Raw genomic sequence first — 17,878 nt, forward strand, 5'->3', positions numbered from 1 at the left:
ACTTGGGCGGGTGCTGAAATTTCTAATTGAGTTATTAAGAAAGTAAAAGTGCAAATTCAAAAAAGACTAATAAAGAATGAAGGGCGGGATATGTAATTAAAATTCTTTTATCTAATTTTTTTAACAATGCACTATTTTTTATATATAAAAAAAGAAGCTCTCTAATTAATTTATAGAGAACTTCTTTTAAGCAAGTTTATTTTATTTAATATTATTTTTTAGCTGTTGCTTTTTTAGAAGATTTTTTAGCACAATTTCTTTTTGCAGGTTTTTTAGCAGATGAATCATCTTCTTCACCTTTTTTCTCTAAATCTGGTAAAAGTAATTCTGCTATTTGAACTGCATTTGTAGCAGCACCTTTTCTTATTTGGTCGCCTGCACACCAGAATGTTAATGAGTTTTTAGCACTAATATCTTCTCTGATTCTTCCAACATATATATCATCTTGATCAGAAGTATCTAAAGGCATAGGATATTTGAATTTTTCAGGATCATCAACTACTTTTACACCTTTAGCTTTAGATAATAAATCTCTAGCTTTTTTAGCTGTTATTTTCTTCTCTGTTTCAACAGTAATAGATTCACTATGACTTCTTATAACAGGAACTCTTACACAAGTACAGCTTATTTGCATATCTGGAGCATGAAGAATTTTTCTTCCTTCATTAGTCATTTTTAATTCTTCTTTAGTATATCCATTTTTATCAAATGAATCTATATGAGGAATTAGGTTATGTAATATTTGATATTTGAAAGTGCTGTTTTTTAATTTTTTGCCGGCAACATAATCTTGTATCTGCTGCTCTAATTCTTCCATACCTTCTTTACCAGCACCAGAAACTGCTTGATAAGTAGAAGCTATAATACGCTTAATATTACCGAATTTATGAAGTGGTGCTAAAGCCACTAATGCTATTATTGTAGAACAGTTAGGATTAGATATTATACCTTTATTAAGTTTAACATCTTCTGGGTTAACTTCAGGTACAACTAAAGGAACATTTTTATCCATTCTAAAAGCACTGCTGTTATCTATAACTATACTTCCAGCCTTAACTGCTTCAGGGCTTAATTTCTTACTAATATCTGCTCCTACTGCAACCAATGTAATATCCATATCTTTAAATGAATCTTTACCTACTTTCTCTATAGTGTATTCTTTTTTATTAAACACTACTTTTTTTCCTGCTTCTCTGTTTCCAAGTAATCTTAACTCATTAATTGGAAATTTTCTTTCTTCTAGTACTTTAAGCATCTCTTGACCAACTGCACCAGAAGCTCCTAATAAACATAAATTTACTTTTTTCATGACAATTACCATTAACTATTATTATTTTTTTGTTTTTATTGATAGTATTATTATATAATAGTTATATTTTAAAATCAAGATTTTTTATGCTGACATATATTTATGAAACAAATTTAAAAACATAATTTTTTATTTCAAATATTAATTATTTAAAAAATTATATTTATAACTTCTAAAAAACAAAATGAAATTCTGCAAATTCAAATTAGTATATTTTCGTACTATTTTTATATATTTTTTCATAAAGCCTATAAAATAAATTTTATATAATAATAAAATTACACAATTACATAAAAGATAATATAATTAAAAATCTTAAAAATTTAAATATAATTTCTAATTGATTTTTTTAATAAATGTATTATAATCAAAGATTGTGTTGTTTACATAACTACAATTTATTAAGCGAGGTGTTGTATGGAGTTAAAAAACTATATAAGAAACATTCAAGATTATCCTAAAGAAGGCATACTTTTTAGAGATATCACAACTTTACTTCAAAATAAAGATGCATTTAAATATGCTATAGACAAAATGGCAGAACAAGTTAGTAATGAAAAAATAGATTATATAGTTGGAGCAGAAAGCAGAGGATTCTTAATTGGTTCAGCTTTAGCATATAAAATGAATTGCGGATTCATACCTGTTAGAAAAAAAGGCAAATTACCTTATAAAACTATCTCTGAAGAATATGCATTAGAGTACGGCACAGATACTTTATATATGCATGAAGATGCTCTTAAAAAAGGTGATAGAGTTTTAATAGTTGATGACTTAATTGCTACAGGCGGTACTGCACTCGCTATGATTAAAATGGTTGAAAAATTAGGTGCAACTGTTGTTGGATCTTCTTTTCTAATAGAATTAAAAGAATTAGATGGAAGAAAAGAAATATCTAAATATCCTGTAAATGTACTAATAGAATATTAATAACTTCTATATTATTGACTTTTAATAAATTTTATTATAGAATATTATACAAATATTTTAAAAAAATAATTATCATTAAATAAATATATTAATTAAGGAGAAAGTGAATATGTCATCTATTAAACCATTAGCAGATAGAGTGCTTTTAAAAGTATTAGAACAAGAAGAAAAAACTTCTAGCGGAATACTTCTTCCAGATACAGCTAAAGAAAAAACTCAAAAAGCAGAAGTTGTAGAAATAGGCGATTGTGAAGATATAAAAGTAAAAAAAGGCGATATAGTTATATATGATAAATATGCTGGTATCCAAATTAAAGAAGGCGATACAGAATATTTAATAGTAAAAAATGAAGAGATAGTTGCTCTTATAAAATAATTAATAGCTATAAATAACGAAAAAAATAAAAAGAACACTTATCTTTAAAAAGATGGTGTTCTTTTTTTACTTATCAGTATTTATTACAGTTATAATAGTGTTAATAAAACTTTTTCGTATCATAAAAATTAATAAGGTTAAATAATATAAAAAATTATATTATTTAATTTTATTAATTTGTTCGATAATTATATTATTCTCACTAAATTAAAAAATATCATTTCTTAATCAGGAGTTTTTGTGTAAATGCTAAAATATTTTATAATATTTCTTTTTGCAATATTAAATGTAATATATGCACAAGAAAATACTAATAAAACTTCAGAATATACATTTACCTATGAAAAAGAAAATACATTCAATATATCTGACACTAACTCCTCTAATGAAGTTTCTATAATGGTTGAAAGACGAGGACTTCCTCTTGTTAATAGATTAGTAAGATTCACATCTTTAAAACCTGATTTATTTGATTTTGAATTACCTAATGCAATACCAAATAATGAAGAGGTACTATTAAAAGATATAGAAGAAGATGATGAAGAAAAAAATGCTCCTGAAGAAACTGTAAATACAAATACTACTGCATATACTAATGTTTATGTGGTTCCAACCGATGAAAATGGTGTAGCCAAAGCCAAACTTAATTTAAAAGATAAAGGTGAAGGCGTTGTGCTTATGCATATACTTTATGTCGGTTCAACTGGAAATACTAATATATCTTATGAAGAATATTCTTATGTGAATATTATAAATGATGAAAAAAATACTATATCAGCAAAATTAATAAATGGGGATACGGCTAATTTAAATATTAATAGTTCAATAATAATAACTTTAACTCTATTCCCTGCCCTATTTCTTGTATCTATAGCTTTAATATTTATAAGTTATTTCAGACATATATACAGTGAATATAGAACTGCTAAATCAAAAATAGTAATGTACACTTTCTTTGGATTTAATTCTATAAAAAAGAATTTTAGATTAATGCTATTTATTATTTTTATGGAATTAATAATAGTAGCAAGCTTTATGTTTTTAGATAGTTATATCTTCTCTGTATTATTGATAGCATTCTTTATAGCAGGATTCTTAGTAAAAAGAGAAAAAATGTATGCTATAGCTTTCTTCATACTAGCATGCATTTCTATGATATATTTATACCTTGATATATTCACAAAACATATAGGATTAGAATATATAATAAATAATCATTTAATTGAAAATCCTATATTTATATTCTTCTTATTTATGATACTTACTTCATTAGCTGGGGGAATATATATACCTATATGTGTATTAGTATTATATAAAACAGCTTTCATTATAAGTGATTTATCTATAATATTAGCATTAGTTGGTATATTTATAGCATCTATTTTCTATATTGTAAAAGTAAAAAAAGAAATACCTTTCTTATACTCACTTAATTTACTAAAAATAAAAGATTAATAATATGATTTTTGATTTGATTAGAGATTTAGAAATACTTCTATCTGATATCACATTCAGCGGCATAAATAACATCGACTATAGTATAGTGGATAAAATAGAAAATTTGGCAAAAAAATTTGAAAAGATATCAATGAATCATATAAAAGATATGCTTGATGATTTTGCTAAGTCTATAAGAGAATATAAAACTAATGAAAACAAAAAAGAATATATAAAACAAGTAGCAGATAATATATCAAAAATAGAATTTTATTTAAGAAATGCTTTATCCTATGAATAAAGATATATTATCTTTTAATATATCTTTCCATTTCTCTGTCTAAAGTTTTTCTTCTTAGAGTTTCTCTTTTATCATGTAATTTTTTACCTTTAGCTAAAGCCAATTCAACTTTTACTTTTCCTCTGGCAAAATAAAGTTTAACAGGTATAAGTGTAAGTCCTTGTTCTCTAATCTTACCATACAAACGTTTTAATTCACGTTTCTTCATTAAAAGTTTTCTTTCTCTTAAAGGTTCATGATTATTTCTATTGCCAAAATGATAAGGAGATATATGCATATTTACTATGAATAATTCACCTTTTTTGAAAGAAGCATAACTGTCTGCCATATTAACACTGCGTTCACGTAAAGATTTTACTTCTGTACCTAATAAAACTATGCCTGCCTCAAATTTTTCAATTACTTCATAATTGAAAAGGGCTTTCTTATTTTTTGCTATTTCTCCAGATGAAATAGTATTATTGTCCTTTTTATCTTTTTTAGCCATAATTAATTACCAAATGTTAAAGTATATAGATTATACAAAAATAAATCAATTTGTCAATTATTATATTAACAAATGAATTTTTATCACTACCCCGCCCTTTTATCCTTATTGCTCAATCAACAATACAATTCAATTTTCCTCATAACCTCAAAAGAAATAAGACACCCACCCAAGTGAAAAATTTCAATTTAATGTCTTTAACGCACGGTTAATGAACTATAATATATAATAAAAATTGTATTTTAATATAACTATATCTCTTAGCTTCATTCTGCGTGCGGTGTAAATACAATCAATTTAAAAAAATCTAGGGTGGGCATTGCTTTTTCTATTTAAAATATTAAGGAAAATAAAAATTGAAATTTATTAATGGTATATAAAAGAAAATGGGCGGGCATCATAATAAAATGCCAACCCATATAATTTAATATTAAATAGTTTATTAATTCATAGAATTAAGCATGTTATTCATATCATTTATCTCTTTTTCCTGAGCAGTTATAATTCTGTAGGCAATCTCTTTTATCTTGTCATCTTTTGTTGCCTCTAAAATTTTCCTAGATACATCTACAGCACCCTTATGATGAGGTATCATTCCCTTTAAGAAATTGATATCATCATTTTCTGTTACTTTTATAGATGCCATAGCTTCCATCATATTATTCATAAGAACTTCCATTTCATCTCCGAAAGCAGCTGTATCTATATCATCATAATTTGTATTTTTAGCTTTTAACTCATCAATTAAAAGTGTAAACTCCTCAACCTCTTTTTCCTGAGCTTTTATTATATTATTAGCTAAGTCAATTAAAGTTTGATTAGTTGTTGTTTCTAATAATTTTTTTGAAGATAGTATAGCACCTTGATGATGCGGAATCATATTAACCAAAAAGTCTACATCAATATTAGCTGTTTTCTCAAATGGCTTCTCCATCATAGGAGCATGCATTAAACTAATAATATCTGACCCCATAGCATGATGAGCAGAATGATCCATAGCAGCATTTGCTGTTTCATTGGTATTTTTCTGTCCGCAGGAAATAATAAAAAGAGATAATAAAGTAATAAATATTGTGACAATTTTTTTCATTTTTTATCCTTTAATTTTATTCAGTTTTATAACATAAGAATATAAAAAAGGTAAAAAATGAATTATTTTAATGATAAATCAATCATCATCAAATATAGGTTTTTGAATGATTTGTATAGTTTTTTTAATTTTATCAGATTTTCCGAAATATGCATGAACAAAAGGAATAGATACTATTTCATCATTTTCTGCTAATTTTATTTCAAGCACATAATTAGAAGGAAGGCTGTATACATCAACTATTTTCCCATATAAATTATTGTCTAAATCAATAATTTCATACCCAATTAATTCAGCCTCATAGAAAGTATCATCATCTAATTGAGGTAATAAAGAGGAATCAATAAATATATCCGAACCAATAAAAGCTTTAGCCTGTTCAATATCATCAATATCTTTTAACGCCAGTACGAAAGCCTTATTTTTCTTTTTAACATTTAGAATGGTAAATGTCTGATTGTTAATAATTATAGGTATATCTTTATTTAAAACAGGAAGAGAGGCGAAGTAATCTTTATCAAGAAAAGCTACTTCAACCTCTCCTTTTAAACCATGTATACCTGTGATCTTGCCGTAAAAAATAATCAATTGTCAATAATCTCAAGCATTACACGTTTACCACTTTTCATGGAAGCTGCAAAAAGAATAGTACGTAATGCATGCGCAATACGACCTCTTTTACCTATAATTTTACCTATGTCGCTTTGGTTTACTTTCAATTCCAGAATCGTACTCTTCTCACCCTCAATAACCTTAACACTAACACCCTCAGGCTCATCCACTAACTTTTTAGCCAAATACTCAATAAGCTCTTTTTCTTCCGTCATAGCACACTCCTTTATATATTATAAGACGTAAATTAAGCTTCGCTTTTCTCCTCAGTAGATTCAGGCTTAGCTTGTTTACGATGTTTGCGTCTTTTTTCAGGATTTTTTAATGCTCTTTTCTTTTTACGTTCAAGAGGAGCACCATTATCTTTTTCCATTAAACCTTCTTTGATAAGAATACTTTTTACTACATAAGTTGGCTGTGCACCATTAGAAAGCCATTTTTTTAAACCTTCTATGTTTAACTTATACAATACATCTTTAGCTTTAGGATTAAACCAACCTAGCTCTTCTATAAAACGACCATCGCGTGGGAAACGAGCATCTGCAGCTACAATACGATAATGAGGCTCATGTTTGCGACCTATACGTTTTAATCTTAATTTTACCACCTTTCTTTTCCTCCAAACTTTTAATTACATTAATTTGTTTAAATCATCTATAGACATACCCATACCCTCTAGGGATTTTGCGAGCTTATCCATCTTCTTAGTGCTGCCCATCATGTTTTTCATCATGTTAAATTGCTTTATTAGCTGATTAACATCATAAACACTTTGACCGCTTCCTTTAGAAATTCTCATCTTTCTTGAATTATTTAAAGGAAATAGGGCTAGTCTTTCTTTTTTAGTCATTGATTGTATGATAGCTTTGTACTTCTTGAATTTTTCTTCTTCACGGCTTAAAAGCTCAGTATCCACATTTGCCATACCAGGTATCATAGATGTCATTTTGCTTAATCCGCCCATTTTGGTAGTAGCTTCTATTTGTTTCAAGAAATCATTATAATCAAAGTTGTTTTCTATAACTTTTTGAAGCATTTCCTGAGCTTCTTTTTCACTTATAGCAGCACGGGCTTTTTCTACAAGTTTAACAATATCACCCATACCGAGTATTTGACCTGCCACTCTTTTAGGATCAAACACATCAATATCGTCAATATGTTCTCCGACACCGACAAATTTAACTGATGAACCAGTAGCATACCTTAATGATAAGGCAGCACCGCCTCTTACACCAGAGTCAAATTTTGTAAGTATAACACCATTTATGCCAATATTGCTTTGAAAACTTTTAGCAACATCATACACACTTTGACCTGCTGTAGAGTCAACTACCAATAATTTTTCTGTAACATCAGCAGAGTTTACAACACGTCTAAGTTCAAGCATCATATCTTCATCTATTTCCAAACGGCCTGCAGTATCCACTAATATCATGTTATACTGTTCTTTTTTGGCTATAGCTAAAGCTTTTTTAAGGATTTTATATGCTTTTTTTTCTTTAGTGTCTATATGATAAGGAACTCCAACTTCTCTCGCCAATACTGCAAGCTGTTCCATAGCTGCTGGTCTATGTACGTCAAGACCAACCAACATAACACGTCTTTTATCTTTATAATATTTAGCCAATTTAGCTGCTGTAGTAGTTTTACCAGAACCTTGTAAACCGAACAATATAGTTATTGTAGTTTTTTCAACAGGCTCTAATTTTAAACCGCTTTCACCCTCACCTATCATATTAACTAAAGTATCATGAACATCAGCTATAAATTGATTAGCAGGTTCTACACCTTCTAATTTTTCCTTTCCTATAGCTCTTTTAGTAGCTTCCTCAAGGAATTTATCAGCTGCTTCTAATGATACGTCAGCAGACAAGAGAGCTTCTTTAATAGTTAAAAGACTGTCTGTGATATCTTTATCAGTAAGTACTTTTTTACCATGTATTTTAGAGAATACATTAGATATAGATTTTGTTAAATTATCAAACACTAAAAATAACCTTAAATAAACATATTATTTCCAATTCATATTATACATAATATATTTAAAAAGTCAAGAATTTGCGATATTTTACAAAAAATAATACGAAATGTACATATTATTTTATTATAATACATTTCATACATCATTTTCCCGAACCGCCTGTCATTCCTCTTACTAAAAACTTCCTAAATATTATGGCAAGCAATGCAGGAGGAAATATTGCTAAAAGTCCTGCCGCTGTTGTTATACCATATTGTATGCTATCTTTTGAAACAAACTCAGATGCCACTATTGATATAGGCTTTGTGTTTGCTGAACTGGCTAAAATAAGAGGTATTTGAAATTGCCCCCAAGACATTAAAAATACAAGCAAGAAAGCTGATAAAATAATCGGTGCTGATATAGGAATCATCACTCTTAATAAAACGTCTATTTCATTGCAGCCGTCTATATAAGATGCCTCCTCTATCTCAACTGGTATTGTATCAAAGTAATTAGATATCATCCAAGTATTAATAGGCAAGAATGATGTTACATATATTAAAGATAAAGAAAATAAATTATCAAGCAAAGATAAAAGCGAAAACATTCTATAAAGCGGAATAATAGTTGTAAATGCCGGTATTGCCATAGATATCAATATCAAAGTCTTTACAATATTTCTGCCTTTAAATTTCATTTTTGATATAGCATAGGCACACATTATCGAACAAGGCAGGCATAAAAATATTGTTATAAAAGCCGTTTTTATAGAATTAAGTATTCCTACAAAAAACATTTTGGATTGTCTATCTGAGGCTGTAAATAATTTAAAATAATTATCTATTGTAGGTTCTTTTGGCAGGAAATTAGATGTATTTTTAAACATCTCATATTCCGGTGTAAAACTTACAATGATAGCCCAAATAATAGGCCCCAAAACTATTATTATAAAAAATACTATAGATAAATAATATAAAAAGCTTAATCTTTTACTTTTTTTCTTTTTCATAAGAATATATATTATAACCACTCAGCATCAGGATATAATACCCATTTCAATGCCATATATCTTTCTGATACTATACCTCTCAAAATAGAATTATTTTCTTTATTACTATCATCATCTATAACATTATTCAATCTATAAGTAAAATCATATTCATCTAAAACTTCTTCAGTATCTCTAAGTTTTACTTTACTTATAAAATCTTCAAAATTATTGCATCTGAAAATAAAATCTATAGCCTTATCAAAATCACAGCATTCATTAGGTATATTTAATTTTGAAACAAAACCTAAAACCCAGCAAAGAATCCAATAAGATTCATATTTCCAAGGCATAAGTTTTAAATCTTCTTTATCCATTTTTCCTTCAAAAATTAGTTTTTCCTGATCTGTTAAACAATATTTTACACAAAATTTAATTAATTTATCTTCAAAAAAACTATAATCATAATCCTTAATATCTATTAAAGATGCTTGTATAGAAAATAAGCAGCTTATGGCACGTTTAGCTATTTCTTCTTTTGTACGCATACTAATATTGCTTGTATCTATAACAGGCAAATCTTTATCTACATTTATACCAATATTATCCAATAACCCTAAACTTTCTTTTTTCCTATCTTCGCTGCTCTTTTTGAACATAACAACAGTCCTCTCAATTTTATATTATAATATTATATTAAATAATACAGTTTTGCAATAAAAAATTATTATATATAATCAATTTTTCTCGACATAGCCCTTATATACAGCATTCCTAAAATACCTGCCACAATCATTATTAAATATGTTAAAGCACTTCCTCTACCGAAATCCAAGAAAGAAAATGTAATCATATAATCTTCAAGAAGTATTGTCTTTCCTAAATTGCTGTATCCGGAAATAGCTACAACTTCATCAAATACATTTATTGCTGATATAGATGTAAATGTCAATATAATACCTAAAGCAGGCATTAAAAGCGGTAAAGTGACTCTAGTAAACATTTGAAATTTATTAGCTCCGTCAATACTGGCAGCATCATAAACCACATCTGGTATAGCTCTCATAGCTGAAAGAAGAACTATAGAACAAAAAGGTATATTTCTCCATGCTATAACTATGCCTATTATAAGCATTAATGAATATCTATTCGATAAATACTGTATAGGCTCCTCTATAAGATTGAGGTTATATAATATTTTATTAAAGAATCCGTATCCGGGGTAGAATATCCATTTCCATAGTATTCCATTAACTACCGGAGGCAATGCCCAAGGTATTACCGCTATAGCCATAAGAATATTTTTCAATCTGCTTTCAAAGTTTAATATGCTTGCAAATAAAAGTCCAAATACTACACATATAATAACTACTACAATCATAATCATTATACTATTTTGAAGTGAATACCAAAAATCAAAAGATTTTAAAGTAACTATATAATTGCTAAATCCAATAAAAGCAGTATCTTTAGGAGCAGTCAGTTTCATCTTTCTAAGACTATAAAAGAATGTAACTATTATAGGATAAACAACAAAAACCACCATAATTATAAATGATGGTAAAATAAGTAAATAAGGTAAAGTCTTACTCTTTTTCATAATCCAAAAATATTTTGTAATTCTTATATTAAAGATAAAAAAATTATTAAAAATAGTCAAACAAATAATTTCATATTGCAAATTAAATATAAAGGCATCACTTTCAAAAAGCAATGCCTTATTATAAACTTTAATAAAAATTAATTATCTTGCAACTAATTCTTTTATTTTTGTATCCATTGCATTAAATGCTTCTTCTGGAGTTTTAGCACCTAAAACCATTTCATTAACTGCATTGAATATTGCTGTAGTCATTTCTGAATAATAGCTAGGTACGCCTTTTGGGAATGGACTTGATATTAAAGTAGATTCTTCAAGTAAAGCACCTGTATTTTTTAATTTACCTTCATTAATCAAATCTTCCATAACTGATGTTCTTGTAGGCATTGTGTTTTGTACATAATTTAATTGTTTTTGTGTTTCTGGAGAATTAAACCATTTTACAAATTTCATTGCTGCTTCTTTGTTTTTTGACAATTTTATTACACCAACACCTTCTGGTAAAGCAAAAGTTTTTGGTGAAGGTCCAGTTGCACCAGGAAGTAATATAGGTATAACCTCTCCTACTACTTTAGACTCATTAGGATCCTGTACTCTGCTTACAAATGAAGTAGGACCTACTATAAAGCTAGCTTCTCCAGAGTTGATTCTTCTATAAGCGTCCATACCTGTAGAAGTTTTACAAGCTGGGTCTATTAATTTATCAACATTTATCATTTGATTAATAAATTGTAAAGCTCCTAATACTGCATCTTTATTTAAAGTACCATCTTCATTAAATACTACTCCATATTTTGAATAAGCCATCCATATTAATGAAGTTGTACAAGATTCATCAGCATTTAAAGGCATAGAAAAAGGATATGCAGTAACGCCTGCATCTCTTATAGCTTTTAAAGCAGCATAAACATCGTCCCAAGATTTTGGAGCTTCAGTAATACCTGCAGCTTCAAAATGTTTTTTATTATAATAAGCCAAACGGAAATCATTAGCATAAGGAAGTGCCAAAACTTTACCGTCTATAATAAATGGCTGTATAGAAGGCATAGCATCGATTTCTTCTTTGCTTAATTCTATAGGTTCAAGCCAATCTGCACTGTTAAACTCACCTACCCAAGACCAATCTACTTCTACAACATCAGCAGCAGCTGTTCCGCCTGCAGCAGCAATTGATATTTTATCTCTGATATTTTCCCAAGCTATAACATTCATATTAACTGTAATGCCTGTATCTTTTGTAAAAGCATCAAGCATTTCATCAGAAGGTACTGCCCAATCTGGAACCATTACTGTTATTGAATTACTTGAAGCACTGTTTTTTCCTCCGCATGAAACAGTAAAAAATGCTGTTAATAATGAAATCATTAACAATAAAATTATCTTTTTCATTTCTTATACTCCTGAATTTGTAATGAATCGAATAAAATTAGAAAAAATATACATTATTATTTATTAATGTCAATATATCAAAAAAAATAATAAATATGAAAAAAGTAATTTAAACTTTACATTTTTTTTATATACTTAATTCATGAGGGTAAAAAATAAGTTAAGGAATTATTTATGAATAATACTACAATTTATATCTTAGTAATTGTCATTGCCATAATTATACTTATTTCTACTATCATAATGATAAAAAATATCTTTATTAAAAAGACAAAAAAACCAGCAAAAAACGTTAAAAAAAGATTTGAGGAGCTTAGAAAAATAGTAGCATTAAATCCTAAAGACCTTGATTCATTATATCAATTAGCAATGCTGGAAGAAGAATATGGAGAGCTGCAATATGCATTAGTAAAATATGAAATTTTATTAAAAGCAAGATATTTTAAAAATAATAATATAAACGAAACTGATATATATAAAAAACTTGAAGACGGTTATCATAAATTAGAAGACAGAGAAAATAGTTTGAAATACGCTTTAAGAATATCTAAATCAGAACCTAATAATGTTTACTATGCTATTAAACTTGGAAATATATTAGGAAGAGAAGGTAAATACAAACTAGCATGCGAATACTTTAATAAAATACAATTATCAAAAAAAGAGGTTGAAATTGATGATTTAAAAGTAGGTGCTTTATCATTTTTTATGAATAAGGATTATAAAAAAGCCACTTTATTTATAGAAGAATTATATAAAAGAATACTAAACAAAGCTAAAAATGAAAAAGATGCTGATATGTCAGAAGTATATAAACTAGAAACTTTATTGATCTCAATATATATTTATGCTGATGAACTAAATATAGCAACAGCATTTTTAGAACAAATACTAAGCAATAATACTTTAAGTGAAGAACATAAACTATACATTAATAAAATGTATATGTATGTTTTATATAAATTATCTGATAATCAAAGATTTAATAATTTATATATTAGATTAAAAGACTTATACAAATTAGATACAGCAAATTCACAATATGCATCTCTTATATTTGATTTCGGATTCTATGCTTATTTCTTAAAAGATATAGAAACTTCTATAAAATATTTTTCAAAAGTAAAATCTTTCAATATAAAAACTTTTGATGTTTATAAAATAGATGATATATTAAGCTATTTAAATGAAGTTAATAAAGCATACATTCAATTAACTAAATTAAGAAATGCTATGAAATTGAATGATGAAAAATATAAAAACGAAAGATTTGATAAATATGTAGAATCAGATTTAATAACTATATGGGAAGAAATTTTAGGATTATGGGAATCTACTTTCTTTAACTTTGACTATATCAATTCATTAGTTGAATCAGAAGTAGGAAACACTATGGATATAGATAAAGTTTTGGCAGAATTTAATGCAGAGCAAAACTCAAATAATGAATCAACAAAATCCAATATAACAGAAATAGATAAAATATATTCTTTAAGTTTGAATAACTTTAAAAAACTATGCCAAAATATTATTCAGACAAAATTATCATACTCAATACTTCAAGAATATTCTGATAATATAATAAAGTATGAATTCGGTGATGAGGTCAATTATTTAGCATATCATACAAGTAAAAGCAGAAAAGATATAACATTAATATCATTCAAACGCTGGAAAAATACAGAGGTTGGAGAGCTAATATTAAGAGATTTCATGCTTATGATTCAGGAATCAGGTGCTAAAAATGGTATATTAATACTTCCAGTAAAATTGACAAACAGTGCTAAAAGTTATGCAAAACATAATGACAGAATAACTGTATATACTAAACATCAATTTGAGATATTTTTGAAAAGTAATTTTATATAATTTTTCACATTTTTACAATATTTTTGTTGTCATTAATGTATTTTCAATCTACAATAGGAAAATATAAATATACTTTACAGGACAGTTTATGTTTAGCTCGTACATATACATTATAGTTATTGTTGTTATTGCTATGGTAGTAATATTCGGTATATTTTTATTTATAAAAAGTATATCAAATTCTGATAAATATTATAGACCAAAGAATATAAAAAGAAAAATTGAAGAATTAGAAAAAAAGATTGCCGGTAATCCTAGAGATTATGATTCTATGTATGATCTTGCTGTTATACAAGAACAGTATAACTTCACAGAAAAGTCCATAGAAACTTATAAAAAATTAATTGATGCAGGATACTTTGAAGGCGAAGAAATAGCTATATATCAAAAATTAGAAGCCTTATATCAAAAACTTGATAATAATGAAGAAGTATTTAAATGCATATTAAAAATAGCTCAATTAGATCCAAAAAATAATTATTATTCATTAAAAGCAGCAAATATTTTGGGTAAAGAAGGTGCTTATAAAATAGCATGCGAATATTTTGATAGGATTTTAAATAATAAAGGCGACTTTGAAATAGATGAATTAAAAATAGCTGCTTTATGCTACTTTATCAATCATGAATATAAGAAAATAATTATTATGCTTGAAGAATTGCATAAAAGATTAAGCAGAAATATAAGTCATATTGAAGATGATTTTAATGAAATGGTATTGGTAGAAAAGATTTTAATATCTTTATATATTGCAACTGATGAAATAAATAATGCAAAAAAATTAACAGAAACTATCTTATCATCAAGATACATTAATACTGACCGCCAATACAGATTCTTCATAAACAGAATATATTTGTATATATTATATAAAGCTAATGATACTAAAGAGTTTATAGAATTGCATGAAAAGCTTTCAAGTCAGTATAAAGTTAATGAAATAGACAAAGAAGAAATTAGTATTATTTTGGACTTTGCTTTTTATAATTACTTTATAAAAGACATTAACAGTGCATCAAGTTATTTTGAACATATAAGATTATTTAATGCTCCTGAATTTGATATGTATGATTTAGACGGCATATTTGCTTATTTGTCTGAAGTAGCAAAAGCTCAGGAAGTACTTCAGAATTTAAGAAATAATATGGAACTTAACAATGATGAAAAATACAAAAATGAAAACTATGAAAAATATGTTGATGAAAAATATGTAGAAATTTGGGAAAATAGTGTCAAATTGTGGGAAAATTCATTCAATAATATTGAAGATATAATCAATTTAGTACAAATAGAACATACTATGGATATAGAAAAAATATTATCAGAATGTAATATAAATGAAGACAATGCTACATTAGATAATTTAATAATTAAGAAAGTAGATAAAATATTTGATATAACTTTATCATCTTTTAAAAGTGTATGTCAGGATATAATACAAAAGAAATTAATGTATTCAGCTGTACAGGAATATAATGATCATTTAATAGATTATGATTATGGAGATGAAGTTAATTACTTAGCATTTGCATCAAATAAAAGCAAAAAAGATTTAACTTTAATATCATTCAAAAGATGGAGAAATACAGAAGTTGGAGAGCTTATAATTAGAGATTTCATATTACTTGTAAATGAATCTGGAGCAAAAAATGGAATATTGATATTGCCGGTAGAACTTACTAACAGTGCTAAAAGTTATGCTACTCATAATAACAAAATAAGAGTATATACTAGAAATCAATTTAATTATATGCTAAGGGACAGTAAATTATAAGACTAAATTATAATAAAAAATAAATTATTATTTTTATAATTTTCTTATCTTTATAGAGAAATTTTATTTTTAAAAGATATACAATAAATGCACTATTTTTTTATATCAGCTGCAATATTGATAGCGGCATCTTACATATTAATAAAAAAAATACTGAAAGCCAAAAAAGGAGGTAATAAAAAATCATCTAAAGAAATACAAAAAGAAATAGAAGAATTAAGAGCTATTATAACTAATAATGATAAAGATTATGTATCTATATATAGATTGGCTCAGCTTGAAGACAAAATAGGTGAAAATAATCTAGCTTTGCAAAGATATGAAATACTTATAAAAACAAAATTCCTTAAAACGAAGGAAAAAATATCTATATGTAAAAGATTAGAAGAATATTACAACGAGGCTGGAAGGAAAGAAGATTCTCTAAAATATTCTATTAAACTTCATCAATTATCTCCTAATGATAATGAGCATACTATGAAACTAGCTTATGAAATTACAAAAGAAGCTAATTATCCGCTTGCATGCCACTATTTTACTAAAGTCATATTATTAAAAGAAGATTTTGATATAGAACACCTTAAAGCTGCCGCATTCGCTTTCTTTCAAGTGAAAGATTATAATAAATGTATTGCATTTTTAGAGGAATTATATAAAAGATTAAACACAGATAAAAATGCAAAGGAATATAAAAGCGAAATTGATGATATTCAAAAATCATTAATATCTTTATATATATTATCTGAAAGCCTTAATATAGCAAATAATTTTATAGAAAAAATAATAATAAAACAAAAAAGCAAAAAATATATTAATAAGTTATATTTATTTGTATTATATAAACTTGCTGATAATAAAAAATTTTTAGAAGTATATAATGATTTATATAATTTCTACAATATAAAAGATTATGATAAAAGTAATTATAGTTTAATACTTGATTATTGTTTTTATTCATATTTTATAAAAGATATAAACTTCTCAAAAAAATCATTCGAGATGATAGATAAATTCAATATAGAAGAATTAAAAAAATATAATATAAAAAATATATTAGAATATCTATCCGAAATAGTTCAAGCTACTTCTCAAATAAAGAAATCAATTACTGAAACTAAATTGGATAATTATAAAAATGACAACTATGAGAAATATGTTCCTAAAGAAAATATTAAAAATTGGGAATATGCTGTTGATTTATGGGAAAGCTCTTTCATAGATACAAATTATTTATACACATTAGTAGATGCAAAACAAACTGTAAATATAGATAATATATTAAAAGAATTAAAAATTAATTTAGATAATATATACGATAAATCGGAATCAACTTTACATTTAAAAGTAGATAAAATATATGATTTAAATAAAGCAGATTTCAAAAAAGTATGCACTAATATCATGCATATAAAATTGGATCATTCCATAGTACAGGAATACACAGATAAATCAAATGATAATAATAAATTAGGAGACGAAATTAATTTTTTAAGCTACAGTGTTAAATCTCCAAAAAAAGAACTTACTTTAGTATCATTCAAAAGATGGCAAAAGATAGAAGTTGGAGAATTAATGATTAGAGACTTTTTGATAATGATAGAAGAATCCGGAGCTGAAAACGGAATACTTATAATACCTGTAGAATTAAGCAACAGTGCTAAAAGTCTTGTACAGCATAATGAAAAGATAAAAGTATATTCAAGAATGCAATTTAATACTATGCTTGCTGATGAAAATATATAAAAATATTTTT

The 17,878-nt window shown here is 26.4% G+C and carries 18 protein-coding genes; 7 read left to right on the top strand and 11 right to left on the bottom strand.

Translation table 11 applies throughout. The features are described from left to right. Positions 1 to 211: 211 nt before the first annotated feature. Positions 212 to 1,309: an aspartate-semialdehyde dehydrogenase gene (locus tag R4K56_RS07790; RefSeq protein WP_335772498.1), complete on the bottom strand. Its 1,098-nt coding sequence runs from the start codon at positions 1,307 to 1,309 to the stop codon at positions 212 to 214. A 417-nt stretch (positions 1,310 to 1,726) separates the two neighbouring features. Here R4K56_RS07790 and R4K56_RS07795 point away from each other — a divergent pair, with 417 nt between their 5' ends. The 4 genes from R4K56_RS07795 to R4K56_RS07810 all read left to right on the top strand — a co-directional run bounded on the left by R4K56_RS07795 (position 1,727) and on the right by R4K56_RS07810 (position 4,353). Further along, entirely contained in the window at positions 1,727 to 2,239 is a 513-nt protein-coding gene (locus R4K56_RS07795) for an adenine phosphoribosyltransferase (protein WP_335772499.1), read from the top strand. A 109-nt stretch (positions 2,240 to 2,348) separates the two neighbouring features. Beyond that, entirely contained in the window at positions 2,349 to 2,615 is a 267-nt protein-coding gene (locus tag R4K56_RS07800; RefSeq protein WP_297298919.1) for a co-chaperone GroES, read from the top strand. 246 nt (positions 2,616 to 2,861) lie between these two features. Continuing rightward, positions 2,862 to 4,070: a hypothetical protein gene (locus tag R4K56_RS07805; RefSeq protein ID WP_335772500.1), complete on the top strand. Its 1,209-nt coding sequence runs from the start codon at positions 2,862 to 2,864 to the stop codon at positions 4,068 to 4,070. 4 nt (positions 4,071 to 4,074) lie between these two features. After that, positions 4,075 to 4,353 carry a hypothetical protein gene (locus R4K56_RS07810; protein ID WP_335758414.1) on the top strand — a complete coding sequence of 93 codons (279 nt, stop codon included), beginning with the start codon at positions 4,075 to 4,077 and terminating at the stop codon, positions 4,351 to 4,353. Positions 4,354 to 4,360: 7 nt separating this feature from the next. Here the strand turns inward: R4K56_RS07810 and smpB are convergent, their stop codons facing one another. The 10 genes from smpB to R4K56_RS07860 all read right to left on the bottom strand — a co-directional run bounded on the left by smpB (position 4,361) and on the right by R4K56_RS07860 (position 12,482). Then, positions 4,361 to 4,840 carry an SsrA-binding protein SmpB gene (gene smpB / locus R4K56_RS07815; protein ID WP_297298914.1) on the bottom strand — a complete coding sequence of 160 codons (480 nt, stop codon included), beginning with the start codon at positions 4,838 to 4,840 and terminating at the stop codon, positions 4,361 to 4,363. Positions 4,841 to 5,282: 442 nt separating this feature from the next. Beyond that, positions 5,283 to 5,930, bottom strand: coding sequence for a DUF305 domain-containing protein (locus R4K56_RS07820; protein ID WP_335772501.1), 648 nt, complete (start codon positions 5,928 to 5,930; stop codon positions 5,283 to 5,285). 78 nt (positions 5,931 to 6,008) lie between these two features. Further along, a complete protein-coding gene (gene rimM, locus R4K56_RS07825) occupies positions 6,009 to 6,518 on the bottom strand; it encodes a ribosome maturation factor RimM (RefSeq protein ID WP_335772502.1) in 510 nt (169 codons plus the stop codon). Next, entirely contained in the window at positions 6,515 to 6,757 is a 243-nt protein-coding gene (locus R4K56_RS07830; RefSeq protein ID WP_008726607.1) for a KH domain-containing protein, read from the bottom strand. Before R4K56_RS07830 ends, rimM begins: the two co-directional genes overlap by 4 nt. Before the next feature lie 32 nt (positions 6,758 to 6,789). Continuing rightward, the gene (gene rpsP, locus R4K56_RS07835; RefSeq protein WP_297298909.1) at positions 6,790 to 7,149 is read right to left on the bottom strand and encodes a 30S ribosomal protein S16; all 360 of its coding nucleotides are present in this window, start codon (positions 7,147 to 7,149) and stop codon (positions 6,790 to 6,792) included. A 24-nt stretch (positions 7,150 to 7,173) separates the two neighbouring features. Next, a complete protein-coding gene (locus tag R4K56_RS07840; protein ID WP_297298907.1) occupies positions 7,174 to 8,529 on the bottom strand; it encodes a signal recognition particle protein in 1,356 nt (451 codons plus the stop codon). A 136-nt stretch (positions 8,530 to 8,665) separates the two neighbouring features. After that, complete coding sequence (locus R4K56_RS07845; protein ID WP_335772503.1) at positions 8,666 to 9,514, bottom strand: carbohydrate ABC transporter permease; 849 nt, start codon at positions 9,512 to 9,514, stop codon at positions 8,666 to 8,668. Positions 9,515 to 9,525: 11 nt separating this feature from the next. Continuing rightward, positions 9,526 to 10,152, bottom strand: coding sequence for a DUF4272 domain-containing protein (locus R4K56_RS07850; protein WP_335772504.1), 627 nt, complete (start codon positions 10,150 to 10,152; stop codon positions 9,526 to 9,528). 68 nt (positions 10,153 to 10,220) lie between these two features. Then, on the bottom strand, positions 10,221 to 11,093 hold the full coding sequence (locus tag R4K56_RS07855) for a carbohydrate ABC transporter permease (RefSeq protein WP_335772505.1): 873 nt from the start codon (positions 11,091 to 11,093) through the stop codon (positions 10,221 to 10,223). A gap of 144 nt (positions 11,094 to 11,237) precedes the next feature. Further along, positions 11,238 to 12,482 (bottom strand): ABC transporter substrate-binding protein, encoded by a 1,245-nt coding sequence (locus R4K56_RS07860; RefSeq protein ID WP_335772506.1) that lies wholly within the window; start codon positions 12,480 to 12,482, stop codon positions 11,238 to 11,240. Positions 12,483 to 12,656: 174 nt separating this feature from the next. Here R4K56_RS07860 and R4K56_RS07865 point away from each other — a divergent pair, with 174 nt between their 5' ends. From R4K56_RS07865 to R4K56_RS07875, 3 genes are all read left to right on the top strand, one after another. Further along, positions 12,657 to 14,351 (top strand): restriction endonuclease, encoded by a 1,695-nt coding sequence (locus R4K56_RS07865; RefSeq protein WP_335772507.1) that lies wholly within the window; start codon positions 12,657 to 12,659, stop codon positions 14,349 to 14,351. A gap of 88 nt (positions 14,352 to 14,439) precedes the next feature. After that, a complete protein-coding gene (locus R4K56_RS07870) occupies positions 14,440 to 16,125 on the top strand; it encodes a restriction endonuclease (RefSeq protein ID WP_335772508.1) in 1,686 nt (561 codons plus the stop codon). Between the two features lie 87 nt (positions 16,126 to 16,212). Continuing rightward, positions 16,213 to 17,868, top strand: coding sequence for a restriction endonuclease (locus R4K56_RS07875; RefSeq protein WP_335786899.1), 1,656 nt, complete (start codon positions 16,213 to 16,215; stop codon positions 17,866 to 17,868). Positions 17,869 to 17,878: the final 10 nt, after the last annotated feature.

It is taken from the genome of Brachyspira pulli (genome assembly GCF_036997785.1).
Classification (GTDB): domain Bacteria; phylum Spirochaetota; class Brachyspiria; order Brachyspirales; family Brachyspiraceae; genus Brachyspira; species Brachyspira pulli.